The sequence below is a fragment of the Vulcanococcus limneticus LL genome (genome assembly GCF_943369875.1).
GTDB classification, from domain to species: Bacteria; Cyanobacteriota; Cyanobacteriia; order PCC-6307; family Cyanobiaceae; genus Vulcanococcus; species Vulcanococcus limneticus_A.
In genome coordinates this window covers 115,992-140,746 of record NZ_CALROT020000009.1, presented here as the reverse complement: position 1 = coordinate 140,746, position 24,755 = coordinate 115,992, and the positions used below count along the sequence as shown (strand labels likewise).

The 24,755-nt window shown below is 61.4% G+C and carries 19 protein-coding genes and 1 pseudogene; 5 read left to right on the top strand and 15 right to left on the bottom strand.

Annotated features, from left to right (window positions below):
* Window positions 1–63: 63 nt before the first annotated feature.
* The 3 genes from brxL to pglZ are packed head-to-tail and all read right to left on the bottom strand — an operon-like array spanning window position 64 to window position 4,751.
* Window positions 64–2,205 carry a BREX system Lon protease-like protein BrxL gene (gene brxL / locus ACLV7J_RS11465; protein WP_411869222.1) on the bottom strand — a complete coding sequence of 714 codons (2,142 nt, stop codon included), beginning with the start codon at window positions 2,203–2,205 and terminating at the stop codon, window positions 64–66.
* Window positions 2,206–2,213: 8 nt separating this feature from the next.
* A complete protein-coding gene (locus ACLV7J_RS11460) occupies window positions 2,214–2,585 on the bottom strand; it encodes a hypothetical protein (protein ID WP_411869221.1) in 372 nt (123 codons plus the stop codon).
* A 27-nt stretch (window positions 2,586–2,612) separates the two neighbouring features.
* Complete coding sequence (pglZ, locus tag ACLV7J_RS11455; RefSeq protein WP_411869220.1) at window positions 2,613–4,751, bottom strand: BREX-1 system phosphatase PglZ type A; 2,139 nt, start codon at window positions 4,749–4,751, stop codon at window positions 2,613–2,615.
* A 74-nt stretch (window positions 4,752–4,825) separates the two neighbouring features.
* Here pglZ and ACLV7J_RS11450 point away from each other — a divergent pair, with 74 nt between their 5' ends.
* On the top strand, window positions 4,826–6,091 hold the full coding sequence (locus tag ACLV7J_RS11450) for an ATP-binding protein (protein ID WP_411869219.1): 1,266 nt from the start codon (window positions 4,826–4,828) through the stop codon (window positions 6,089–6,091).
* A gap of 14 nt (window positions 6,092–6,105) precedes the next feature.
* Here ACLV7J_RS11450 and ACLV7J_RS11445 read toward each other — a convergent pair whose 3' ends face one another.
* The 7 genes from ACLV7J_RS11445 to ACLV7J_RS11415 form a co-directional block, all read right to left on the bottom strand.
* Window positions 6,106–7,827 (bottom strand): GTPase, encoded by a 1,722-nt coding sequence (locus tag ACLV7J_RS11445; RefSeq protein ID WP_411869218.1) that lies wholly within the window; start codon window positions 7,825–7,827, stop codon window positions 6,106–6,108.
* Between the two features lie 36 nt (window positions 7,828–7,863).
* The gene (locus ACLV7J_RS11440) at window positions 7,864–10,191 is read right to left on the bottom strand and encodes a GTPase (RefSeq protein WP_411869217.1); all 2,328 of its coding nucleotides are present in this window, start codon (window positions 10,189–10,191) and stop codon (window positions 7,864–7,866) included.
* Window positions 10,192–10,195: 4 nt separating this feature from the next.
* Entirely contained in the window at window positions 10,196–13,738 is a 3,543-nt protein-coding gene (gene pglX / locus ACLV7J_RS11435) for a BREX-1 system adenine-specific DNA-methyltransferase PglX (RefSeq protein WP_411869216.1), read from the bottom strand.
* 50 nt (window positions 13,739–13,788) lie between these two features.
* On the bottom strand, window positions 13,789–17,274 hold the full coding sequence (gene brxC, locus ACLV7J_RS11430) for a BREX system P-loop protein BrxC (protein WP_411869215.1): 3,486 nt from the start codon (window positions 17,272–17,274) through the stop codon (window positions 13,789–13,791).
* The gene (locus ACLV7J_RS11425; RefSeq protein ID WP_411869214.1) at window positions 17,271–17,882 is read right to left on the bottom strand and encodes a DUF1788 domain-containing protein; all 612 of its coding nucleotides are present in this window, start codon (window positions 17,880–17,882) and stop codon (window positions 17,271–17,273) included. Before ACLV7J_RS11425 ends, brxC begins: the two co-directional genes overlap by 4 nt.
* The gene (locus ACLV7J_RS11420) at window positions 17,879–18,700 is read right to left on the bottom strand and encodes a BrxA family protein (RefSeq protein WP_411869266.1); all 822 of its coding nucleotides are present in this window, start codon (window positions 18,698–18,700) and stop codon (window positions 17,879–17,881) included. Before ACLV7J_RS11420 ends, ACLV7J_RS11425 begins: the two co-directional genes overlap by 4 nt.
* Before the next feature lie 195 nt (window positions 18,701–18,895).
* Window positions 18,896–19,006, bottom strand: a complete 111-nt coding sequence (locus tag ACLV7J_RS11415; protein ID WP_411869265.1) for a hypothetical protein — start codon at window positions 19,004–19,006, stop codon at window positions 18,896–18,898.
* Window positions 19,007–19,313: 307 nt separating this feature from the next.
* Here ACLV7J_RS11415 and ACLV7J_RS11410 point away from each other — a divergent pair, with 307 nt between their 5' ends.
* From ACLV7J_RS11410 to ACLV7J_RS11395, 4 genes and pseudogenes are all read left to right on the top strand, one after another.
* Entirely contained in the window at window positions 19,314–20,570 is a 1,257-nt protein-coding gene (locus ACLV7J_RS11410) for a vWA domain-containing protein (RefSeq protein WP_411869213.1), read from the top strand.
* Between the two features lie 78 nt (window positions 20,571–20,648).
* Window positions 20,649–21,215, top strand: a pseudogene (locus tag ACLV7J_RS11405) (dioxygenase); the annotation flags it as partial.
* Window positions 21,216–21,294: 79 nt separating this feature from the next.
* Complete coding sequence (locus ACLV7J_RS11400) at window positions 21,295–21,513, top strand: hypothetical protein (protein WP_411869269.1); 219 nt, start codon at window positions 21,295–21,297, stop codon at window positions 21,511–21,513.
* Entirely contained in the window at window positions 21,513–22,160 is a 648-nt protein-coding gene (locus tag ACLV7J_RS11395; RefSeq protein WP_411869212.1) for a thermonuclease family protein, read from the top strand. The genes ACLV7J_RS11400 and ACLV7J_RS11395 overlap by 1 nt, the downstream gene beginning before the upstream one ends.
* Here the strand turns inward: ACLV7J_RS11395 and ACLV7J_RS11390 are convergent.
* The 5 genes from ACLV7J_RS11390 to ACLV7J_RS11370 all read right to left on the bottom strand — a co-directional run bounded on the left by ACLV7J_RS11390 (window position 22,112) and on the right by ACLV7J_RS11370 (window position 24,752).
* Window positions 22,112–22,375, bottom strand: coding sequence for a leucine zipper domain-containing protein (locus ACLV7J_RS11390; protein WP_411869211.1), 264 nt, complete (start codon window positions 22,373–22,375; stop codon window positions 22,112–22,114). The two genes, ACLV7J_RS11395 and ACLV7J_RS11390, sit on opposite strands and share 49 nt — an antisense overlap.
* A gap of 29 nt (window positions 22,376–22,404) precedes the next feature.
* On the bottom strand, window positions 22,405–23,289 hold the full coding sequence (locus tag ACLV7J_RS11385) for a hypothetical protein (RefSeq protein ID WP_411869210.1): 885 nt from the start codon (window positions 23,287–23,289) through the stop codon (window positions 22,405–22,407).
* A gap of 224 nt (window positions 23,290–23,513) precedes the next feature.
* On the bottom strand, window positions 23,514–23,822 hold the full coding sequence (locus tag ACLV7J_RS11380; RefSeq protein WP_411869209.1) for a hypothetical protein: 309 nt from the start codon (window positions 23,820–23,822) through the stop codon (window positions 23,514–23,516).
* On the bottom strand, window positions 23,819–23,998 hold the full coding sequence (locus tag ACLV7J_RS11375) for a hypothetical protein (RefSeq protein ID WP_411869208.1): 180 nt from the start codon (window positions 23,996–23,998) through the stop codon (window positions 23,819–23,821). The genes ACLV7J_RS11380 and ACLV7J_RS11375 overlap by 4 nt, the downstream gene beginning before the upstream one ends.
* 244 nt (window positions 23,999–24,242) lie before the next feature.
* The gene (locus ACLV7J_RS11370) at window positions 24,243–24,752 is read right to left on the bottom strand and encodes a hypothetical protein (protein ID WP_411869207.1); all 510 of its coding nucleotides are present in this window, start codon (window positions 24,750–24,752) and stop codon (window positions 24,243–24,245) included.
* Window positions 24,753–24,755: the final 3 nt, after the last annotated feature.

Sequence of the window (24,755 nt, the reverse complement as noted above, 5' to 3'; positions counted from 1 at the left end):
CCTGCCACGGTCGTTGCATGTTGCCTTCTCGAAGCGTCCTCAACCTTGAGAGCCTGAGCTCCGTCAATCAATGGGATCAGCTTTGCGTATGAAGCTGATCTCACAACCCTTCGTCAGTCTGGCCTCTTGGAGATTGGTCGCCGCATTGAAGGCTGAGTTTTCAAACCATTGGAAGATATCCAAGCCTCGATCAAGAGAGATCTTCCAGCCCGTGTCGGTTCGAATGCTGCGGGCATGGAAGTTTGGACTAGTCGAGAGCTCAAAACTGAAGGGTGTCGCCGTCTCTGCGAATGAGGCCTGAACCTGCGAGAGGTTCTCGACTTGCTTTTCGAGTTTCTCCTTGCTCTCAGTCTCTGGGCCTGTGATCAGGTGCACATTGACCTCGTCACCCGCAGGCGTGAGTTCGTTAACCATGCGAAGGAACTCCACCAAGTTCCGAATCTGGTGAAAGGCTCGGATGTAGGGATCCATGAGTGTGATCTGAGACGCGCCAACCAGGTAGTCGCCAAAGAGACGCCGGTAGCTCCAGCCCTTGGTGTTCTCTGGAAGGACGACATGCCGCTCCTGCAATAGGGGCTTGAGATCAGGAGCGGTGTGGGCTGGAACGACAGCGGCCTCTATCTCAATGTTGGGGCTGGTTTGAACGACGCCTGTTTTGCTGGGCTGTGGCTCTACGACCTCTTTGGCGTCATGGGAAAACGCGGGCCTCATCCCAGCGAACTGTGGGTACTGGCGCTCCTCCGGTGTCAGCACCGTGACGGCATGACCACCCGCCAAGGGGCGATACACGAAGTCATTAGCCTTGAAGGTATCGTCGATGCGCAGGATCTGCTCCCGCACCCGCCGGCGGCACTCCATCGCAAACTCCAGCAGCTCAGCGATCTCCTCAGGCGTTGCCTTGCCATCGGGGTGGATGATCTTCATCAGGCCCGAGAAGGTCTTCTCGAAGCCGGTCTGGTCGCGGGTAGAAACCTCCGAGCTGATCTCGAAGTGGGGCTTGTAGACGCCGGTGTAGTCCTCTGTGCGCAGGTGCTTGAGCACCTCGGCGATGTAGTCCACCACGAAGCCGTAGCCGGTGGAGAACAGCTCATGGCGCACCGGCTGCACCTCCCAGCCCGGGTTGAAGGCGTGGATGCGGTCGAGGAAAGCGGAGTCGATGTACTTATCCGGCAGCGGCTCGTAGAAGTGGGAGTGTTTGAGCATGTAGGCCACCGACTTCTGGGTGTTGCCCATGAACACCATGGAGGCCTCGGCCGAGAGCTGCTCAATGCCCCGCGAGAAGGTGCGGTTGGCCATGTAGTTCTTCATGATGTCGACCAACGTCTTGTCGACCTTCTTGTCCTTGCCGGCGAACTCGTCGAAGCAGATGCAATCCCAGTACCCCACCAGACCGATCTTGCCGTTGGCGTTGCTCACGAACAGCTTGGGCGCGGTGACCTCGGAGCCCGAGATCAACATGCCGTGGGGCGAGAACTCGGCGTAGACGTGGGATTTGCCAGTGCCCTTGGGGCCGAGCTCCAGCAGGTTGTAGTTGCGCTCGCAGAAGGGGATCAGCCGGATCAGGGTGAGCAGCTTGCCCCGGCGCGTGAACGGTTCTGGGTTGAAGCCCACGCTCTGCATGAGCACGTCCATCCACTCATCGGTGGTGAACTGGGCTCGCGCTTTCAGGAACTCGTCGTGGTCGACGCCGGCCACCTGAATCGGCTTCACCCCGGCGATCTGCCAGGGGCTGGCCTTGGGGTCGGTGGGGAGTTCGTACTCCACATCGGTGATCGCCCAGATGCCACCAACCAGCAACTTGGGATAGCGCTTGACGTAGGAATCCTCAATCGGCACCTTCTTGATGCCGAGGTTGGTGAACTCCACCTCATGGAAACCCCCTTTTTCATTGAAGGTCACAGTGATCTTGTCGATCACCTTGTGGCTGCCCTTGTCCTTGATCGTGGATTTCACCAGCTCCGCCTGGTTGCGGTGCACGTAGTGCTTGGCGAGGATCCGCCGCACCGACTCCAGCCCTTCGCTGATCAGGGCCGGATCGTCCGTGGCGCAGTGTTGCCCGAGCAGGTACTCCAGCACGTAGGTCGGCACCACAGCGTTCTGCTTGAGCTCGGTGGTGAGGTCCTTGCGCACCACCAGGCCAGGGAAGTGCTCGAGGATCTTCTGATCCAGGGGGCTGGGGGCTGCAGGGGGTGCGCTGGTGGCCATGGTGGGGATCAGAAGTCGTCGAAGTCGCTGCCGAAGGGCCGTTGCAGCTTCAGCTCCATAGTCTTGTAGGGAACGGGGGTGGCGACACCCTCCAGCAGCTGCTCCAGGCGCAGTTCCACTGGCTGGTTGTTGTAGTCGCCAGCGGCGTTGGAGAGGTCGAGGATCACCTGCTGCTCACGCTCGCGGGCTTCGCTGGCGGCAGAATCAAGCAGCAGGGCGCGGGGTTCGCAGAGGAGGGCCCCATCGGCCTTGGCCACCAGCGTGATGCGCAGCTGGAGCGGCAGGCACTTGCGGGGCTCCACCGGCTCCAGCTGGAACACCCCGAAGGCCAAGCGGCTGGTGGTGATCTTGGCGGGCACCCGCAGCAGCTCCGCCGCCACGGGGCGGCTCTCGTCCTTGCGCTCCTTCTAGAGCCGGATCACCGGCACCACCACCTCCTGCAGGGAGGTGCCGCCATGCACGAAACGCGAACCGGATCCCGAGCGGGGGAAGCGATCCAGGCCCAGGGGAAAGACAGCCTCCCACTTGCCGGACACTCCGAGGTCGGCGGCCGTGAAGACCTTCTGGCCAGCGCTGGGCTGGATGCCAGTGCCTAGAGCGAACCGGCGGTTCTTGAAGCTCAGGTCCTTGGCCTTGGGGAATTCCGAGCGATCGTTGGCATCCACCGGCTCCTGCTGGAAAAGGAAGCCGTGATCGGCGGTGATCACGGCCTGGCTGCCCTTGAGGCTGGTGATCTTGCGCAGGATCGAGTCCAGCTCCTCAAAGGCCTGCTCCACCGCCTGGCAGGTATCGGCTTCGCTCTCGCGCTTGTCGCCGATCCGGTCGATGCGGTTGTGATACACAACGATCAGGTCGTGATCCTTGATCAGTTCGGCTCCCTCCTTGGTGGTGGGCAGGTTGAGAAAGTCTTCCGCCAGGATCGCCTTGGCGCGGCCGTTGGCGTAGGCCTTGAGGATCTTGTCGCGGTTGTCGGTGCCGGTAGCGCTCTGGCCGTCCACGAGGGCGGTGCCATCGGCGGGGTTGATCCCGAGCTGGGCACCGGGCAGCAGGGCCGCCATGCCCAGCTGGGTGTAGGAGGGCAGCACCCCCAGCAGGGCATCCACCTCGGCGTTCCAGCCCTTACCGGCCTGGCTGTTGAGGCGATCGGCGAAGTCGCGCCCGGCCTCGTAGCGCAGGGCATCGGAGATCACCACAAACAGCCGCTTGAGGCCACGGGAGCTGAGCGGCGCATGCACGTAGCGCATGTGGAACTCCTTCTGCCGCGGCAGGGTGTTGGAGCTCCAGGCGCTGAGCTGGCTCACCTGATCGCTCCAGCGATTGGTGAGCGGCAGCAGCACATTGTTCACGTACTGGTTCTCCAACCACTCCCGCAGCGGCTTGAACAGGCCTGGCTGCTGGTAGGTGCGGGCATGGAAGATGCAGCGCCGGTAGGCCTGATCGAGGCGCCACCAGGAGTTGCAGTAGCGCTGCAGGCCCTCCTCGAAGCTGGGCACCTGTAGATCGGCCTTGCCCAGGAGCTGGCGGAAGGTGATGGCCTGCTCCAGGGCCCGGTAGCCGTGTTGGTGCCTCCCAAACCAGCAGGAGGCGCTGCGGTTGCGGATCGTCTCCAGCAGTTCGGCGTCAGGGGCCTCAGCCTGGAAGCGCTGCAGGAGGCGGCTGAGCACAAAGCGCTCAATCAGTTCATAGCTGTCGTCGTCATCGGGGTTGTAGCTCTCGGGGGCGTCATTGAGCTGATCCTCAATCCGCAGCACGCCAGCGAGATGGTCGCTCCACTGCTCGAAGGCGGTCCTGCCTTTGAGGCTGTCCTTCCAGATGCTCAGAAACACCCGCCCATGGGGCTGCAGGTCACCGGCAGGCCCGATCGAACTCACGCTGTTGAACAGGGCAACCGCGAAGTCACGCAGGTTGGGCTCTGGGCTGCGGTAGCCGAACTTGTCGCCGACCGCCTGCCAGAAGTGGCTGCTCAGCTGGGCACTGCCGTAGGCGGCCTCCACTGGGTCATCGCCGTCCTTGTCGGCGGGATCCAGCTGGCTGAAGGCATGCTGCAGCAGCTGGTCGATGTTGGGCTGTTGCTTGGCCAACACGGCAAGCATCTTGAGCCGCACGGCGGCTTCGTCGTCGTTGGGCCGCAGCAGCTCCTTGAGCTTGGTGGTGCGCACCGGGGAACGGAAGAAGGCCTTGTGCTGTTGGGCCAGTTCCTTGAACTCCAGCGTCAAGCCGGCCTCCTGGATATCGAGCGAGGCGCGGTCGGCGGTGAATTCATGGCCGGCCAGAAGCAGATCCAGCAGCCAGTTATCGGGCTCCGGTGGCTTGGCGGAGGGAAGGTAGAGGAGGAACCGATGAGCAAGTGGTGCCCGGCTGATCGCCACCTTCACGGAGAACTCGTTGCCCTCCACCCGCAGCTTCTGGGCAGCGGCAGTCTGGTAGTTGTCAAACTCCGAGGCCCACTCCCCGTTGGGGTCGTACCAGAGCACCACGCGCTTGCGGGCGAGGGCGGTGTCGAGGCTCTCGTGGATGCGGCTGGAGGCGGCGGGGGAGCGGGTCATGGCCTGGTATTGCCAGATCGGCCAATACAAGACCAGTATTGGCTGACCGCAGCCCTTTGCCAATACCTCGCGCCATGGCGCTGCCGAACCTCTGGGGCCTCTACAACCTGCGGTCCTCCCCCTTCTTCCAGGCCACGTTGCGGGCGGATTCGCAGGCCATGCCGCTGCGGCTTTTTGTGGGCCGCCAACGGGAGCGCCAGCTGCTGCTGACCACGATCGGGAGCAGTGCCAGCTCCCGCCAGGCCGTGGCCGGCCGCCCGGGAATCGGCAAAACCACCCTGGTGCAAACCGTGAAGGCCGATGCCCAGGCGGAGGGCTACTGGAGCTCCGACGAGATCATCCCGATCAGTGCCGACGGCGCCAGCGAGCACCTGCTTGGGCAGCTGCTCTCCGGCGTCTACGACGCCGTGCTGGCGAACTGCCCGACCGCGACGGGTCCTGAGGTGGAGGCCGCTCAGCAGCTGGTGCGCAGCATCCGCCTGCGTGGGGGCGGGCTCACGCTGTCGGCGTTCGGCCTCGGGGTTGGCGGCAGCCAGAGCGAAAGCGTGGCCACGCCACCGGGGGCATTGCTGCTGGATGGCCCGCGGGTGCTGCGCGACCTGCTGCGTTACGCCATGGACCAGGGCGCCCGCGGCATCGTGCTGCACCTGAACAACCTGGAAAACCTCAGTGAGGCAGACGCATCGCGGGCGGCTGATCTGCTCCGTGGCATCCGCGACCAGGCCCTGCTGCACGACGGCCTGCATCTGATCGTGGTGGGCACGACGGACGCGGTGCGCACGGTGGTGCAGAGCCACACCCAGATCCGCTCGGTGTTCAGCAATCCGCTGGTGCTGGAGCCTCTGGCGCTGGGGGATGTGGAGCAGTTGCTGGCCAATCGCTATGGGGCGTTGCAGCTGGACGAAGTGAGGCCCTGGCGCTCTCCCGTGGAGGGAGCCGTGGTGCAGCGGCTCTACGAGCTGTTCCGCGGTGATCTGCGCGGCCTGTTGAAGGCCCTGGAGGATGGAATCACGGCCCTTCTGGGGCTGACCAGCGCAGGAGCCGACGTGACCCCGGTGGGTCTGGATGATCTGCTGCTCTCGTTGCGGCAACGCAACCAGGCGGAACTGCAGGAGCAGCTGGGCGACACGGCCTGGGAACGGCTGCTGGCCTGGGCGGGAGTGGATGCAGCCAGCATCCAGACTCAGGCCCAGCTGGTGGAGCTGTGGCAGGTGAAGCAGCCCTCGGTTTCGCAGACGCTGCAGCAGCTGATCGAGGCTGGCGCCGTTGAGGCCTTGCCGCGCCGGGGGCGTGAGGCGATTCAGTACCTGATGACCGGCACGGCGCGGTTGGCGCTGTAAGCAGAGGTGAGACATCAAGTAGAGGCCTCGACCTGCTGATCAGCGGCGTACAGCTGTAGGAGAAGCCCCTTGAGTTCCAGGCGATGGGATGACAGGCCTTCCACAAGCTCTTTGCTGCTTGCTTCCTGGGCAAGGACCTGATCGCGTTGGGAGTTGAGCTGCTCAAGGATGAGCCCGATGACAGGGAGGTCGTACTCCTTCTGATACACATCCCGGAGCTGAGCTGCCATGGCTTCAGCCAGTGCACGAATCTGGGCCCGTGCTTCCTGAAGCTGTTGGTCATATCGACGCTGCCGTTCGTCCGCCTTGGCGTCCTCATTCACCTGTTCGTAGATTTCGTAGGCAGACATGGCAATGCCGAGAAGGCCAATGACCTGTCCAAGACCCTTGGCCATCTTCACGGCTTCCCATGGTCTGAAGTTCTTGCCGAACATCTTGCCAACGTTGTAGATCAGCTGGTGTCCGGCAGAGCCAGCCATCTGCTTTGTGCCAGTGATCAAGCCACCTGGAAGCCCAAAGCGCTCAGCACCCTTCCCGAGCAACATTTTGGCCACATCCTTGATCGGGTTCCCTTTTCCGCCTCCAGTTGCATCGTCAGTGGGTACGGAAGCAGCATGATTGGCATCCACGGTGGCGAAATAGTCAGCCACCAAAGGGTCATGAGCAAAATCATCCAGTTTGCCCTGGAGCTGCTGATACGACTCCAGGATCAGATGGTTGAGCTCGTCGTACGCAGATTGGTTGATCTCTTCGCACCTGCCCTGGAAGCTGGTTTCGGCGAGCTTTGGATCTTCACCGAGTTCGCCACTGAGGAGCTGCTCACCGAGAACCTGCATCTCATGCAGAATTCCCGATCCCAGCCTGCGGACCTCTGCTTCCGTGCGTCGCTGCTGGTTCTGGACGATCCGAAGCTGTTGATTCAGCAGGAACAACTCAGGATTCTGCTCGAAGGTCTGCTCAGGCAGAGTCGCCAGAGCCTCGTCGATCGTGCTCAGACCGAGGCGGATGGGTGGATCCAGCCGCGCCAGCAGTCCACGTTGCTTGATCCAGTCGTTCAGTAGGTCGACAAAAGCCTCAAACCGACTGAAGCGGATCAGATCGGAATTGGAGCTGGCCAGGCCATCCCTATAATCCTGGGCGTCGATAAAGGCATGGTTGAATTCGCCAAGTCGGTGCGGAGACAGGGTCCGATCAAGGGACGCCGTCAGGTTGTGGATGAAGGCAGTTGTGTCCTCCACATCCTCCATCGACAACTTGTTGATGAGTAGGAAGAGCTTGGGTGCATAGCCCTTCTCAAATGCAAGACGCCGGAAATCAGTGGCGGTGACGTTGTCGAACAGGTTCGTCGTGAGGCAATAGACGATCAGATCAGCCTCGCGCTGTGCTTGCTCGGCCTTGGCGGTGTGATCCGGCCGATCGGCATAGAGTCCCGGCGTATCCCATAGCTCAATCTCCCGCCATCGGTAGGCTTTCACCTCATCGGTGGCCACATCCGCAGAGATGCGGATGTCCTTCTGGCCAGTGAGGGCCGAGATGATCGTCGACTTGCCGGCGCTGTACTGGCCGCTGAAGGCGAGGCTCAGCAGCGGGCGGGCACGGAGATTTTGTCTGTCGGCATCCAGCGTTTCCGCCTTTGCTTGCAGCGGTGGCTCACCCCTGGAGAGCAAAAAGCTGTGCAGCCGATCCAGGCTGTTCTCGATTTGGCTTTGCAGGTCGGCGAGCTGAAAGGTGGTCATCGATGGCGCTGGAAGGAAAGGTTGAGTTGAGAGGCGTCAGCTGAGGCGCCGTGACTGCTGGTGGAGGTCGTTCTGGGTCTTCAGGAGCTGGTCATGGAAGGCCTCCATGGCCAGACGGCTGCCACCGAGGCTCTGATGCAGTGCAGCCGAGACCTGATCACGGACCTGCTTGAGGATGTCCACAAATTGTGCACGGATCTGTTCACGAGGTTCTTTGAACGTTCCCAGGAGTTTTTGCTTGAGACTGTTCTTGGCTTCCTGGCGTCTCGCTTCAGCGTTGGGGAGGATCCAATCAAGGATGGCAGGAATGAAGCCAACCACCGCCAATGCCAACGTGGCAGGCCAGCTCACCAGACCGAGTGCGACCATGGCAATCGCCATTGCCCCACTCAACACCTTGAACCCAAGACTCACATTGCGTCGAAGAGCCTCTTCGAATCCGATGTCGAAACTGAAGTCCATGCGATGTTTCAGATTGACCGTTCCGGCCTGAAACTGCAGGCGAGCAAGGATGTCAGCCTGAAGCTCCTCAAGCCTCGCAGCCAAATCGGATTTCAACCATGTCAGTTCATCCTCCAACTTGTCGTTCAGAGAGAAGCGCTCAAGGGTCTTGCGCCAGCGACGCTCGATCTCCGATCCATTGCGACGGAAGTTATCATTGGCAAAGGTTGTTGCTTCCGCCTCCAGCCTCTTGAAGAGGTCGTCAAGACGCCCTAGAAGTGTGCGACTGAGATCTTCGAAGATATCGGCCACTTGCCTCATTGCACTCTCCTCGGTGCCAGCAAAAACAGATGCTTGAGATTGAAGGGTCTGAGACAGTTCTCCCAGAGCAGTCGCAATCCTCTCCAGTTCTCTGTGCGGATTATCGCGCAGGGTTCGACGGCGGAGCATTGGAGCCTGATCGGTGATCAGCTGATCTAGTTGTTCCAGGAAGACATCCATCCGGCTCAGCTCTCGCCAGGCGTCCTTCTCCTCGGGGTCATGCACCGTGTAGGTGGCCTTGAATGCTGAAATGGCGTGGATCGGGATGATCGGCACCGCCTCAGCTGGCTGAACGCCGAGAACGCTGCTCAGATCGCGGCGGATAGCGGCGATGTTGCCACTGATGGATTGCTCTCCCTCACGGGCAAACTTGGCGTCGAGGCGTTGGCGGCAGAGATCGACGCCGCCCTGGGTGCCAGCCTTGACGTTGAGAAGAATGATGAAGGCCTTGCCGCGGTGATGCAGTTGCTGGATCAGCTCGCGGGCGCAGGGCGTGGTGGAGTCGCTATCCATCACAAAACAAACCAGGTCTGTCTCTGGGAAGATGCTGCGAGCCACTTGCGAATCGCGCTGCTCGGCCTGCTCTGAACTCTCGCCCTGGCCACCAGCGGCACCGATTCCTGGTGTGTCGATCAGGCGAATGCCGCAATAGGTATAGGCGCGGTTGTAGCGGGTGAACCCTTGGCCTCCATCACCCTTGGCGGATTGGTCGCGACCAGTCAGGGTGGCAATCACGGTGCTTTTGCCCGCCTTGGTACGGCCAACAGCCGCCATGCAGAAGCGGTTGAGGCTGCGCTGTTTGGCGAGTAAATCGTTGCGGAGTTCATCCAGATCGTCCTGCACCAGGCGATCGAGACGCTCCCGCACGCTTGCCAGCAACGACGCCAACTGCTCCTGGCTCTCCTTGGGCAGCTCGCCAGCCACCAGGCCTGTGGTGATGTGTTGGAAGCCCTGCTGCAGATCCGTCAATGAGGCCGTGGCCTGCTGCAGAACCTCCTGGGTCAGGGGCATCAGCTCCAGGGTGAGCCGATGCATCTCCTGCAGGCTGTGGCCGTAGGCCTTGTGATTGAAGAAGGTTTCCCGGCGCCAGCGACGCATGCGCAGCTGTTGGCCGAGGCGCTCTGCCCAGCTGTCCATCCTCTCCTGCCCGAGCAGGCGGTCGGCACGCCGCAGGGCACGGACGCGCTTGCGCAGGGGGGGAAGTGGCCTGTTCAACTGGCGCCTCAGAGGCTGGACGCGTTGATGGGCCTCCGCAAGTCGCTGCTCGATCGGCTGGTGCTGAAGCTGAAGCGCTGAGGCGAGGCGCGAGAGGATCGCCAGCTCGCGGGGGTCTTGGTGATCGTCGATAGCGGTGAGATCCGCAAGGAGATTGAGCAGTGCTTCCCGGTCCACCACTGGGAGTCGCCCCAGCGCCAGCTCATCCACGGCGGGATCCTCGTGGGCCGTCATCAGGCGGGAGGTGAAGGCCGCAGGCTCCAGTTGCCGCTGGCTCAGGTAGGCGCGGAACCAGGCATCAGCCTCGATCGCCTCCAGCTCGTGAACATCCACCAGCTGATCGGCGAACACCATTTCGGCGATGGCTTCCTGGACTGGGTCGGTCATGCCCTCAGTCCTCCTTTGCCGCCAGGCCAGGGATGGGCGCCAGCACGTCCTGGAGTTTGAGGTAGTTCACCTTCACGCCGTCATCGAGGTCGAGCTCGATGCGCTGCTGGGCCAGTGGCAGTAGGGCATCCTGCTCCCAGGCCTGGCATTCCTTGAGCACCTTGGTGATCTTCTCGGCTTCCTTGCGGGCGGCGGTGCGCTCGCGGGTCGGCAGGTCGTCGTTGAGCTGATCGAGCCCGAGCTGGGCTAAGCGGGCTTCCAGTTTCTGGAGGTATGGCCTGAAGTAGTTGTTAAGCACCAGGTTGAGGGTGTCTTTGGTGTAGCGGTGCAGGTAGATGAGGCAGCTGAAGCCCTTCTTGGGGCTCTGCACCAGCCAGTAGATGGGCCGCTTCTTGTAGGTCTGCAGGTGATCCTTGTAGAAGTCACTGCAGAAGTATTTGCGGATGTCCTTGCCGAGGGACTCTTCGATGAAGCGCAGGTTTTCGGTGACGGTGCTCTCGGGGAAGGTGACGGCTAGGAACTCGCGGGTGCGGGCTACGATGTCGTCTTCGAACCATTCGCCGTCGAGGACGGGGATGATGCCGTCGGGGTCGGGTTTGAACTGGACTTCGCTGATGGGCTTACCGACTTTATCTTCGTAGGCGACGAGTTGTTCAGCTTGGCTCTCGCGGGAGTCAGCCAGGATTAAGCCGGGTTGATCAAGGCTGTAGCGACCCATCATGCAGCCGGTGGCGTAGGAGAGGAAGGCAGATACATCTTTTCTAGGCTCAGCACTGGTTAGCGTGATTTCGGTTGCACTCACTTCAGCCTGTAACTCGCCTTCAAGTCCATAGGCAGATATGAGAAGTTTGTTATTCTCTGTTTCAAGTTCTTGCATCAGCCGAATAGCGGCGGAGCACTGCGATTCCCAGTTCCGCCAGCTCTCCTCGATGCCCAGATTCTTGACGCCTGGCCGTATCAGAGGCTGGTCAAAGAAGTCCCAAGATGTCTCGGAATTGTCCCAATCCGCGCGTGCGATTTCCACGCAACGTTGCTCGATGGCATCAATTTGACATCGACCCGGCATGTTTTTAATTGCATCAGGTATGCGCCTCAAATACCCAGAATTGAAGTCTAGGGCTGGTGTAAGGATCTCAAGGAACAGCGCTGCAACCTTCGAGTTCAGAAGTGCGTTGTATGCGGGCAGATCGGTTGCGCTTTCAGAAAAGAGGCATTGCCCCTTGGTATCGAAGATATGCCCGGCGTCGCATCTGCGAACAGAGATGCTGGTTGATAACGCTGACCAAGTAAGGCAAGGGCGAAAATAGAATTCTTGATTCCAGCACTTGGAATTGTTGGCAGTTATCAGGCCAGCGGCGAGATTCTTCCTCTTTGTTTCTTTGATAAGAAATCCATCATTGTAGTATAGTACTAGGTGCGTGTTGTTCCCATACCATTTTCGGGCGGCGCCGCCTTTATTGTATGGAAACCAGTGCATTTGCGACTCCACCGCGTCACGCCTTGAGGTCGAGTTAAAGCTTACTCTGGTAATAGAGACTTCATGCCAGCTGCGAAGAAAGCGACTATTGTCGTTGGTCATCATTCCACATCTGGGGTCTGCAGATTCGCCAAGGCTTGGGAGTTTATTGAAAGATTCAACTACTCTTTCTGAGGCCCAGTAGGCTACAGGTGACCCAGATATTCGGCTGAAAAGCTCTGCCGACTGGTAGAAGCGCAAGCTAGACGTGCTTCCATCGAGAGCCTGCTCAAAAAGCTTGATCTTTTCTTGTTCGCATCCACCATCCACTAGCTTGAAATAAGAGCTCTTATAGTCAGCAATGTACTTGTTCTTCGACACGAAAGCCGTGCATGCGACAACCTCTCCTCCTATCGAGTCGAATGCTCGGGCACCCAAGTGCAGCATCGACAGAATTGAATTATTGGAGATCAGGCGACGGCGAAAATTATCATAAGTAGAAAGAAACATCCAACCTTGAAGTGTTACAAGGCCGGATATGCCCGAGCTCATACTTAGCTGTGTGCACCTCTCGATGAACATTGAATAAGTATTGGCCTTTGATAGTGGGTACTCTTCGGCCGCAAACGATCTAAGCAAGCCCGTAAGCCTGTCTAAATATGGTGGATTCGCCACAACAACGTGATGACGCCGGGCGAGAGCCTCGGCTTGTTCGAGCACGCGCTGGACTTTGAGGTGCGTCTCGCGCATAAAGAGCTGGCCGCCGAGGTCGGTCGACTCGATGGCGCAGCGGACGTTGGAGATGGCCTGCTTGTCGAGGCACGGCTGGATGAGCGAGCCGAAATTCTTCGCTTCCTCGAATTGGCGGAGCAGTTTGAATAGATTTGGATCGAACAGCTCACCGAGATCGAGTGCGTCGATATAGTCGTTCAGTTCGCCATCGGCAAACCGAACATCCTGCAGCTCGATGATCTGGGGCCTTACCAGCTGCTCACGCTGGAAGAAGCGCCGCGATTGTTCCCTTGCCTTAAACACAAGTGCCAACTCGGCGAGCTGGGCGGCGCGTGGGCAGATCTCCAGCCCGTGTAGGTTGTGCTTAAGGATCAGACCAGGGATTTCGTTGGGGGAGTAGCCCTCTTCCTCATAGATCAGAACCAGTAGGTCAAAGGCATAGGTGAGCATGTGCCCGCTACCGCAGGCTGGATCCAACAGCTTGATCTCCTCTGGCTTGTTGATCACCAGAACATCGGTTTCGGCGTCGCCCTCGATGTAATAGGGCATCTGGTCGCGCAGCTTTGAGCCAGGCCGGTTCAGCAGCCAGAGCCGCCCGAGGGAGTTCTCCACCAGGAAGCGCACAATCCAGTGCGGTGTGAACAGCTGGGTAACAGCTGGGATGTCTTCTGTGGGCACCGCTTTCTTGCGGGCCATCACTTCGTCTTTCTTTTCAGCGATATAGAACTGATAAAGCCAGCCCAGGCTCTCTACATCTTGGCAGTCATCATCGGTGATTTCCTTGCGGAAGGCCCCCACAATTGAGCCATCGCTCAATAAGTCATCGGGCAGCAGCAGCTCGCTGGCATCATCGAGGCCTTCAAACAGGTTGGGAAGCAGTTCGTGGTAGCAGCGGCATACCGCCAGTACCAGCTGGCGATACACCTCACCCTGTGGATCTGCTCCGGCAATTGCCGTTTGAATTTGGCCATCCAGCAAGCCATGCAATCTGTCTTGATCGGTATGGCTTTGCAAATCCGCCGGTAAGTTCCCAGCCCGCATCAGCTTGAGCAGCTCCGGCTGGGTTTCACCTTCAGCGGCTGGCATCAACACCTTGCAGCCAAACGGGTGCCATCCCCTGGCGTCCAGATAGCGCAAGGCGCACAGCCTGTTGAACCAGGTGTAAGCCACCCGTTCCAACAGCTGCTCGCGGTTCTCCTCTTCCTGCTCCCGTAGCTCTGCAATCTGCTTGGCGTAGGTGCTAAGCGTGTCCGGGGTCTGACTGTTGAGCAGTAGATCCAGCTTGCGGCCCACCGCCTCCAGCAGCTGCCGCCGCATCGCCGGAGCAAAGGTCTTCAGGGCAGCGGTGTTGATGGGCATGGATCAGCTGTGGGGCTGGGGAACGAGTGGGGAATGAAGGAAGGCAGGGTTCAGAGACTGATTCGATGGCCTTGGTCAAGCTCTGCCTGCGCAGAAGTCCGTAGGGCATCGAGCCATTGCTGCAGCTCCTGGCTGTTGGTGATCTGGCTCAGCGGGCAGCTCACCTTCAGGGCAGAAGCCGGCACCACCTTGATCAGTTCAGGCGTTGGTCTGTCCGGCGGCGCCACCAAGGCCGCCATCCGCTCCAGCTGTTTGGGCACCTCATCGTTCCGGTAGCGGCTCACCCGCAGCAAGGCCCGTCCTGGCTGGCTCGCTGCCTCCACATCGGTTTTGGCCGCTGCGGTGGCTGCCAGCACCTGCTCCTGTTTGCTCGCCTCCAGCCTCTGGAAGTCGGCCGTTGCCTTGAGCCGGGCTTCCTGCTCGCTGATCTCCTCCAGCGCCTTGGCCTTAGCCGCCGCCAGTCGCTCGCCCAGCTGCTTCTGCAGCTCGACTATCGCGCTTTTGGCCTGGGGGATCAGGCCGCCGGCATAGGGCTTGTCGCTCTCCAGCAGTATTCGCAGCGGCCTCACCTGTTCGGCCGGCAGATCGGCGAACTCCTCGCCGTAGCGCAGTTCAAAGGCCCGAACCTCGTCATAGACCGTCTTCTGGTTGCCGTTGAGGAACTGCTTCAGGGGGGTTAGCAAGTGTTCCTCGGCATCCAGCCAGCTGTCCTTGAAGGTGCTCAGCTGGTTGAGCAAGTAGCCGTCGTCTTTTTTCGCCATCACCTCGGCCTGCTCGGCCCAGGGCTTCACGGCGGCCAGGAAGGGATAGCTGGCGGCCTGGGCTGCGATCTCGCGCAGGTCCTGGGCCTCCTCACGCATGGCCATGCGGAAGGCCTCGCAGGTGCTGCGGGCATCGGTGCCGAGGCTCTGCACGTTGAACAGCTCCTGGTGGAAGCGCTTGAGCGCATTCACCGTGCTGGTGTCGAACTGTTCCTGCTTGCGCACGCTCACACCACCCAGCCGGCGGCTGTTGGTGAGCGCCTCGATCACCTCCACGCTGCTGAGCAGTTCCTTCTCCCGCAGCTCCAGCTTCCCGAGCCGGTACAGCCGGGCAATGAACGTGAGCGTGGCCCAGTTGCTCCAGCCATAGGGCCGCGCCTCAAACTTGCGCACGAGATCTTCCGCGCTCAGGCGCTCCCCCAGCTTCTGCTGACGCTCCACATCCACGAGCACCTCCTGCTCCGCCTCCGAGAGCTGGATCGCAGCACCCTCCAGCAGGTCGTCCTGCTCCCGTACCACCTGGGCCACGGTGGCTTCGCTGAAGCTGCCGCGAATCATCTTCAGCTTGGGGAAGGCCGAGCGAATCAGCTCCTGGTAAGCCTTGCTGAAACGGGTCTTGGGGTCGCCTTCCCCCACCGAAAGGGTCTGGCCATTCACCACCAGTGCAGCGGTGCGCAGCAGTTCCTCAGCTTGGCGGGTGATCTCCTGACGCCGGGCACTGTTCTGCTTGGCGCGCACCGCCAGGATCGCGTTCAGCGTTTCGTCTTCGCTGCCGCTGTTCTGGCGGATGTAGAGGTCGGTCTTGAGGTGGCTGCGGATCTGATCGAGCAGCCGGTCCTTCGCCGGTAGGATCGCCATCAGCTCGGTGCCGCCCATGTTGCGGCTGTGGAGGATCGACTCGCTGCCGTAGTTGGGGTGCTCCGGCGTCACCAGGTTCACCACCACATCGCTCTCTTTGCCTTTGATCAGGCCGTCGTCGATCTTCTGGGCGAAGGGGTAGTCGTTGCCGTTGTCTTCAAAGCGGATCTTGTTGCTGCGAAGCACGTCGTCGAACACCACACCGTGCAGGGTCTTGACCACCACTGAATCCGATACCTCAACTCGCTTGATCTCCTGCTCCACATCCTTTTCCTTGTCGGTGAGGAACTCGTACACCTCACCGCTGCGCTGCAGGTAGCTCTGGCTCTCCAGGTTGATCAGTGCCTCCTTCACCGCCTGCTCATGGGCGCGGATATCGAAGTTGGGCTCATTGATCAGCAGGATCGCGATGTTGCGCGCGGTGCTCTTGAACGGCGTCACCCACTTGAGCAGGAACAGGGCCTTGAGGATGCGCAGCTCCAGCTCGCCCACCTGGTTCTGGGCTGTCACCATCGTCTGCTGCTTGTCGGCCCGGATCACATCGCGGATGCCGTCATACAGCTGGTCAAAGCTGGCCAGCCGGCCAACCGGCAGTTCCTTGATCGCCTTGGCCACCTCCTGGAACACCGAGAGCATCGAGCGCTCCCCCACCGCCATGTTGCGGCCCTCGAAGATGCTGTGGGACGCCAGGCTCTGGATCGCCTGCTGGAACAGGCTCAGTTGGTAGGGGTGGAACGGGTAGAGCCCGCAGAAGCTCTGGCAGTCACCCCAGCCCTTGAGCTGAATCGAGCCATCGCTGAAGCGATACAGGGTGGTGAAGTTCTCCTTCTCCTGTTCGTAGATCGAGATCAGCTGCTCCGGTTCATCCGGGGTCTTGGCCAGCAGGCGCCGCTGGATCACTTCCTGCACATCGGCGCTGGCCAGGGTGAGCTTGGTCTTGAAGCGGCCCTGGATCTTGCTCAGGTCGTCGGCCTGCTCAAACTTCACCTGGCCCAGGATTCCCTCCAGGTCGGCCTGGGAGGTGATGAACACCGTGGCCCGCCCATCGGTGGCGGTGGCCAGGCTCTCCACCACGGTCTGCAGGTTGAGCAGCCGGCTCCGTTCCTGGCCGATGAACTGGCCCGCCTCATCCACGAAGAAGTTGAGCCGGAAGCCCGGCGGTTGGCTGTCCAGGTAGTCCTTCACCCGGCCGGCAAAGCCCTCGATCGATAGGCGGTAGCTGTCCTTGGCGTCATTGATCACCTTGATGGCGTCGTCTTCGCTGCCGCCGAACTGCTCGGCATAGGCCTTGGCGAAACTGCGCTTGGTGACGGTGGCCAGCGCATCGCGGTCGTTTTCCCAGCTGCGGCCGTTCACCCGCTGGTAGGTCTGCTTGAACGCCTCGAACTGGCCGCGCTTGTTCAGGTCGTGCTCGAACTGGGCCACATAGCCCTGGTTGCCGTAGTAGCCCTGCAGCTCATTCAGCACCTTCATGAACACCTCCAGGATCGGTGCCTCGTGGGTGCCGCCGATGCCATCGAACTTCTGATCGATGTTGAAAAGCAGGCTGTGGGCCGGGATCGCCGTTGCCTTCTTCAGGTCGGCGCGGATGATCTCGTCCTCCACCTTCTGCAGCAGGATCTCAACCGGCCGGCTGTCCTGATCGCCCACCCGCTTCTCGCTGTCGAGCATCAGCGAGAGCATCTTCAGCAGGTGCGACTTGCCCGAGCCAAAGAACCCCGAGATCCACACGCCATTGGCGGTGGGGTTGTGCAGGTACGCGTCGGTGAAGGCACCCAGGCCCTTGCTCACCTCACGGGTGACGACGTACTCGTCGAGTTCGACCTGCAGATGCCGCTCGTCATCGGCCTTGATTACGCCGTCGATCGGGCGGTCAACCGGCTTGGCGAAGAGCCCTTGGATGGTGGTGGCAGTCATGAGCTCTTGATGTCGAAGTAGTCGAGGTTGGTGGCGCGGTAATGCGGGTTTTCGATCTTGCTGGCGGTGCTGGTGCCAAACAGGCGCAGGTAGGAGCCGCCGTCAGCGTCCTGGGAGTACTCACCCGGGAAAAAGATCACCACTGGGTGGCGCACCATCGCCGGCTGCAGCGCTTCGAGGATCGTGTGGGTGCGCAGGAACGGGTAGATCCGGCCTGAACCCGTGATCAGGCTGATCTGGGAATCGCCCAGGGCCTCCATCAACCTGGGCACCAGGGCTGTGGTGGGTTCGGCCACGTTCTGAAGCGTGTCGAACAGGTCGCTCTTGCTCCAGCTCGCCTCCTCCTGCATCACGGCATCGAGGTAGCCCTTGGCGTCGAGCAGCTGCAGCACCAGCTCGAACAGGTCCACATGCTCCACCCGCAGGCCGTGCTTGCGCAGGTGCTGCTCCACCCCTCGCACCACCAGCCGCAGCTGGTCGTCATCGGCTGGGCTGTAGGTCTGGATGAAGATCGGCACCTCCTTGGCGACCCCCCGCATCTCGAGGAACTCAGGGCGGGTGAGCACCTCCTGCAGGCGCTTATCGAGGCCGGTCACGCTGCTGCTCATGCCGTCTTCCTCTTGGCTGCGCTTGCCTTCTTGGCCGCAGGCTTGGGAGCAGCTTTCACCGCAGTTTTGGCCGCGGGTTTGGTTGCGGGCTTTGGCGCTGGCTTTGCGCTGGCTTTCGCTGGGGCCTTGGTCTTGCCAGCCTTGGCCGGCCGTGCAGCGGGGCTAAGCAGGAAACCCTCCAGGAGGGCGGGATCGTCGTCCTCCAAGAGCTCCTGCACCTGAGGGGACACCAATGGCCGTTGCACGGTGCCGAGCGTGCCGCCCTTGCCCGCCTTACCGACCAGTAACCCGGCTTCCCGGAGCATCTGCAGCAGGGCCGATCGCACCTTCTGCTGCGACGAGGGCGCCAGGGCCCCCAGCTCGGGATGGTCGCGCTCGGTGGCCTCGTAGAAGGCCGCCATGTCCGAACGGCGCAGCACGGGGTCCAGGCTGCTGAGCTTTCCTGTCAACACCTCTTGGGTCACGTCGGCTGCGATCTGGATGCGCTTCAGGACCGCCAACCAGGCCATGGCGGTGCGCTCGTCGCTGGTGCCCTTCGCCAGGAGCTCCAGTTGGGAGGTGGTCAGCCGCTGCAGCCTCTGGCGCAATTCCGACTCCAGCCGCTTGGCCGAGCTGGCCGAGCGGGCCTGCAGAGCGTTGCGTTCCAGCACCAGGGCTTTGGTGCACCCCCAGTCGCCTTGCTCGAGATAGATGCCGGCGATCACGGTCGCCAATTCAGGCCGGAGACTGGCGGCGGTGAAGCTCAGGCAGTACTTCGGGGCTGCCCCGGCCGCAGTCGCCAAGTGGTCCAACGGGAAATCCTGGACTGATCTTGGCACCCGTTGTGCTGTTCTGGGAGCCAAGAAGGCGAGCTCCTGCAAGCGATCTGGCCTTCAACCTATGGCCGATCCGCCCAGTGCACCGGCCATCTCCTGCGAAAAACCAGAGCTATGCAGAAATTGCATTGAATCGCGGTTGCTATCACCGGTTGAGGCCGATGGCATCACCGCGTCAGCCGTAGCCAGGAGGCAACTTCACCGACCTGCGGAAGCCTCCAGTACGCGCTCCTCCAGCAGGTCCTCCGCCTGAGTGCGCTGCAGATCCAGGCGGGAGAGGCGGTAGCCCAGGCGCCGGGCCGTGCGGATCAGCTCCCCGCGAGTCCGGCACTGACGCAGGGCACGCTGCAGGTCGGGATCGGCCTTGGCATCAGCACCAGGCGATCAAGTTCAGGCCAGCTCATCGGCCCAACCAGCCGACGTCATTGACACCAAGCAACTCCGGCTAAATCGCCGCAAACCAGGGTTGGGGTTGGTCTTTCGCAGGAGATAAGAGCTGGCCGTAGGCCAATCGGCCGACTCTGGAGGGACGTGAGTGACACGCCGAGGCCGTTGCCATTCAGCTCACCCGCCGCGGTCTGCACCCCTCGTTCCCCGATCAGCCCTGACGTTGCCCATGAGCACCCCCAAGCTTCGCTTCCGGCCCCTGCGGCCGGCGGTGGCGGCCGATGGCGCCACTGACCTGGATCTGTTGGTGACCATTGCCTGCGACGACTTGCCCCCCGAGCAGCAGGCCAGGCCTCGGCCGCCGCTCAATCTCGCCCTGGTGATCGATCGCTCTGGATCCATGGGCGGCCGCAAGCTCAGCTACGCCCGCAAGGCGGCACGATTCCTCGCTGGAGAACTCACCGCCCGCGATCGCCTCGCCATCGTCATCTTCGATGACAAGGTACGCGTCGTGGTGCCCTCGACTCCCGTTACCGATCCGCAGCCATTCATCGCGGCGATCGACATGATCCACAGCGGCGGCAGCACCGCCCTGTTCGACGGCTGGCTGGCCGGCGCCATGCAGGTGGCCGACCACCTCGATCCCAGCCAGCTCAACCGGGTGCTGCTGCTCTCCGATGGCCAGGCCAACGCCGGCCTCACCGATCACCAGGAGATCGCAACCAAGGTGGCAGGCCTCACGGCCAGGGGCATCAGCACCAGTGCCTTCGGGCTGGGGGATGGCTTTGACGAGGACCTGATGGGGGCGATGGCCAGCGCCGGTGACGGCACCCTCGCCTTCATCGAGAGCCCCTCCCAGCTCGCCGATCTCTATGCGTCCGAACTCCAGGGGCTGGCCTCCACCGTGGGGAATCGCGTGAGCATCGGCGTGCGCGCCAAGAACGGGGCCAGGCTCCTGGATGTGCTCAACGACCTCAAGACCACGGAATTCGGCAACTACCAGCTCCCCAACCTGCGGGCCGGCCAGGAGCTGAATGTGGGTCTGCGGCTGCGCCTGCCCGCCTGGCAACCGAATCTGGAGATCGCCAGCATCCGCCTGGCCTGGGATGCCCCCGGCCATGGGGAGCGCCAGAAGCAGATCGCGCAGCTCACCCTGCCGGTCATGGCCTCCGCTGATCTGGCGGGCCTGGAGGTGGACGACGGGGTGGCCGAACAGCTGGCGCTGCTGGAGGCCAACCGCGCCCGCCGGCGTGCCATTGAAGAGCTCGACCGCGGCAACCTGCAGGCAGCGGAATTCAGCCTCAATGCCGCCTCCGCCCTGTTTGCGGCAATGCCTGACTCCGCTATAGCCCGCCGGGAGATTCAGCTCCTGGACGAGAAGAAGGCGCTGCTGCAGGAGGACTGCAACCTGACCCGCAAACGCCTCAGCTGGGAGTCCCTGCGCTCCAGCACCAGGGTGTGGGAGGAGAGCGATGAGCAGGGGTGAACGCCATGGCTCCAACGCAGGTCTGCGCCCAGGCCATCAGCCAGGGGAGCTGGCCTTCCGGGGCGGGCCCCCGCGGGTATGCACGCGGGGGGCAACCAATGGCACAACCGCGACCATCGATCGGACCGTTGCCACTGTGATCCGCCCGATCTGCTGCGCCTCGTTCTGGCCCCCAGACTGGTCTCAGGTGCAAGGAGCGGTGTGACCACCTCGGCCTCGGTGTTGTTCGTGGCCCATGGCTCGCCACTGTTTGCCCTACAGCCCGGTGCCGCCGGGGCGGCGCTTGCCGAGCTCGCCACGATCCTGCAGCGGCCCCAGGCGGTGCTGGTGATCAGTCCCCACTGGGGGACGGAGCTGCCCACCGTCGGCACGGCCAGCCAGCTGCACACCATCCACGACTTCGCTGGCTTCGATCCGGCCCTCTACGCCATCCACTACCCCGCCAGCGGCAGCCCCCAGGGGGCGCAACAGGTGGTGGAGGCTCTCCAGTCCGCTGGGCTGCCCGTGACCACCGACCCTGAGCGCGGGCTGGACCATGGGGCCTGGGTGCCGCTGCGTTACCTGTTCCCCGCGGCGGATGTGCCCGTGGTGCCGCTCTCGATCCAGCACCACGGCAGGCCAGAGCACGCCTACCGGGTCGGCCAGGCTCTGGCGCCGCAGGCCGAGGGCGGCGATGGCTCTCTGATGGGTCAGCGACTATCACTGGGGTCCATGCCTCGAAGAGATGCGCTCCCGCCTTGTGTTCGCCCTCCTGCTGATCGTCTTCGCGGCCAGTCCTGCCCTGGCCAAGGTGCTGGCAGAGGGCAAGCCCAGCCCCGGCGGCTTCTACTGGCAGAAGGTCGAGAAGAGCAATGGCTCCATCCAGTACCTCTGCAGGAAAACCTCCGACTCCAAGATCCAGAAGGCGGCGGCCTGTAACGGTGCCAAGTCCGTGAAGCCGTAGTGATTCGCCCTGCTGCCTTCGCCCTGGCCCTACTGCTTGCCGGACCTGCCGGGGCTGCCACGGTCCTCTCTGTCGGGGATGGCGACACCATCCGTGTGATGGATGGCCAGCGGCGGGTGACGGTCCGCCTGGCCTGCATCGACGCCCCGGAGACCGCGCAGCGCCCCTACGGTGCTGCGGCCCGGCAACGGCTACAGCAGCTGGCTCCGATCGGCTCCAGCGTGAGCCTGCGTGTGGAAACCACAGACAGGTTTGGTCGGACCGTGGCTGAGGTATTCCGCAATGGCCAGTCGGTGAACCTGGCGATGGTGCGCGACGGGTCCGCCTTCGCCTATCGCCAGTATCTGGCCCGTTGCGATCGGGGCGCCTTCCTGGCGGCTGAGGCAGCGGCGCAGCAGCAGCGGCTGGGCGTGTGGGCCGAGCCCGGCGGGATCCAGCGGCCCTGGCATTGGCGCCATGGGTCACGGCGCCCTGCTGGCAGCGCACCAGTCCAGACGGCTGCTCCCACCACCCAGCCTGAGACCACCAGCCAGCGGTACACCTGCAAGCAGATTGGCAGCTTCGCGACAGCTCAACAGCTTCTCCAGCAGGGCCACACCTACCTGGATCGGGACGGAGATGGGGTCGCCTGCGAATCGCTCAGGTGATGCGTCTGCCGCTGGGTGCGACGAACGCTGCATCGATCCGCCAGTGAGGCGGCACCGTCGGAGCTGTACCTGGCAAGCCAACGGTATGAGCAGCGCAGGCTGATCCCGTTCCCGGTGTCGAGCTCAGCGAGGCTAAGGCTCCTCCAGGTGCTGGGCCACGAGCGGGAGGGAGCACTGTCGTAGGCTTGAAATAGAAAGCTGCTGCAACCCTGCATAGACAGAGACAGCCATATTCCGGGCAACTCTACTGACGACCACGAGTTGATCGCTGCATAAAGCCTCGCATCTTCACGAAGTCCATTATCCATAAATAAACGTCTTTATCGGTTAGCCCCGAGGCTGCGGCAATTCTCTCCCGCCGCGCTGACGAGTTGATTAAGAGACTTGGATCTTGCCTCTCCTCGATTGACATCACGTCGATCATGCTTGCGAACATTTGGAGACGGCTCTCCCCTTCTGCTAGAATCTCGCTGGGTATCTTGTCCATTCCAGGGATGAACCGCATTAGCTCGGGCAGTCCGCCAATCGCATTCATAAGTCGCATTTGCGAAATATAATCGTCAAAGTCAAAGGTGCCTTTCTGGAATTTGATATTTATGTTGCTTAAATCAACCGGATGCTTGGCGTCGTCTATTGCTGCCTGTAGCCGATCATACAGCTCCTTGTCAGGCTCTTGCTCGGCCCTGCTCTGAGTTGCGGCGTTCCCAATTGTTAACTGCCCTGCTTCGGTCCAGAGCGTATCTGGTTGGGCTGATGCCACCCAATTCGTTGGCTCAGGCTGTGCTCCTATGCCCTCGCTCTCCAGGCAGACGATCGATGCTTCGGCGGCGCACGAAAAGGCGACATCGATAAACTCGTGAGTAGCCAGTGCAACTTTTTCGCTGTATGTGTCAATGACATAAGTCTTCAGTGTGCTGATGGCAATGGTTTGGCGGATCCCCTCAAGGCAGACGGCTGCCTGCAATTGTTGATGGCCTCCGATGTCGCTCATAGCCGCTTTAAGGAATTCGTCGTTCCCCAGAGAATCCATCAAGACAGCCCTAATCGCTCTTGAGGTGACGAGCGCCCGGTCTTGAGTGGCCAGCCAAGTCTTGAAGTGCAATCCAATCTCTCGACCTGTTGTAGCCATCGATGCTTAGAGGCTTTTCGCGTGCCTTACCATCATGGTCCAGGAGGTCTCAGTTCCGCATTGGGCTGCTGCATCTGGCTACCATACTCTTGGTACCTAGTATTGTCACCAGGATCAACAGCTGCTCCAGCAGGGCCAAACGTACCTAGGCCGCAGTGGCGATGTGGTCACCTGCGAATTGCTGAGTGATGCGCCCGCCGGAATCCATCGGATTTCGGCAGCCATCACTCGGCCTCGATCCCCCTGCTGAACGTCTCCGCTAGCTCCAGCAGCTCCGTCGCCAACGGGTCGGCCAGATCCACCGCCGCAGGGTCCACCCATGCGGGCCGGATCCGGGCAGCACGGCGTAGCAGGTAGACGCCCATCAGGGGGATCCGCCGGGGGGTGAGGAAGGCCAGCCATCGCCAGCCTCCATCCACGTACCAGGTATCGAAGCTGGGATCGTTCAGGACATCGCTCTGCGCCTCCAGACGGGCACCAAGCCCCACCAGGTCGGCCACGACCTCAGCCTCTGGATTCTGGTCTTCCTTCATCGCTTCGCAGTATTGCCTGAGTCGGTGGACTGCGACCACCCGATCGGACGAACTAGCTCATCCTCCTCGGACTGGCCCTCGTCCTTGCCCTTGCTGAACAGCTCGCTGGCGCCGCCGAGCAGCTGCCACGTCCATTGGCTCGCCTGGATCGTCTTGCGGCCATAGATCGGCTCCATAGCGCTCCTGGCTTTGAACTCCTGACTGTTGGCGTGGCTCTTTATGATTTGTGGGAGCACCTCAGAGGTGCCGGCCCGCCCTAACGGTAATGATGGCGGCTGTCCAAAAAAACCGGGAATACCTTACGCGGCTGATTCAATCTGGCCTTAGTCTGTTCACTAACGCATTCCTGCACTGCTTGGCCCGGATCTAGCAATTGCCCGTTGGCATCAATGGGACTTGTCCTGTACTTCTGAAAGCATGTTATTCCCCGGCAATAAGCATGTATTCTTCTAGCAGCTCGTTTTGCAAAGGAGGATAGTAAGTCTGCCCTGTCTCTGAGACGTGACGACACCAAAGCTCTAATACAGTCTTTCGATACAGTTCTTCGGCGTATTCGCGGTCATCCTCGCTAATCCCATTTTGACGCAGCCATCCAAGGGTCTTGACCTGTCTTATATCTTCTGGTCTCGCCTCATCTTGCTCAAAGAAGACTGACCCTGAAGAAGAAGCGCTAGAGACGGCATCGCTCACATTCTGACTCGGCCTAAATTCCATAGACTGAGCGCTATTAGTAGATGAGGCCTGAGTAGGTGGAGCGCCACTCTGACTAGATGCGAGTGCCCGGCTTAGATAGCTTTCTAGTTCGTTGTCGGTTAATAAGCCCAGTTTTTCTGTGAAGTAAAACTGAGAATCCTTGCCAAGGGCCATCATTGTCTGAAGAATCTTGCTGCGCAGGTCCTCAGGTCGGCGGCCAAGGTCAGTCCAATTCATGTT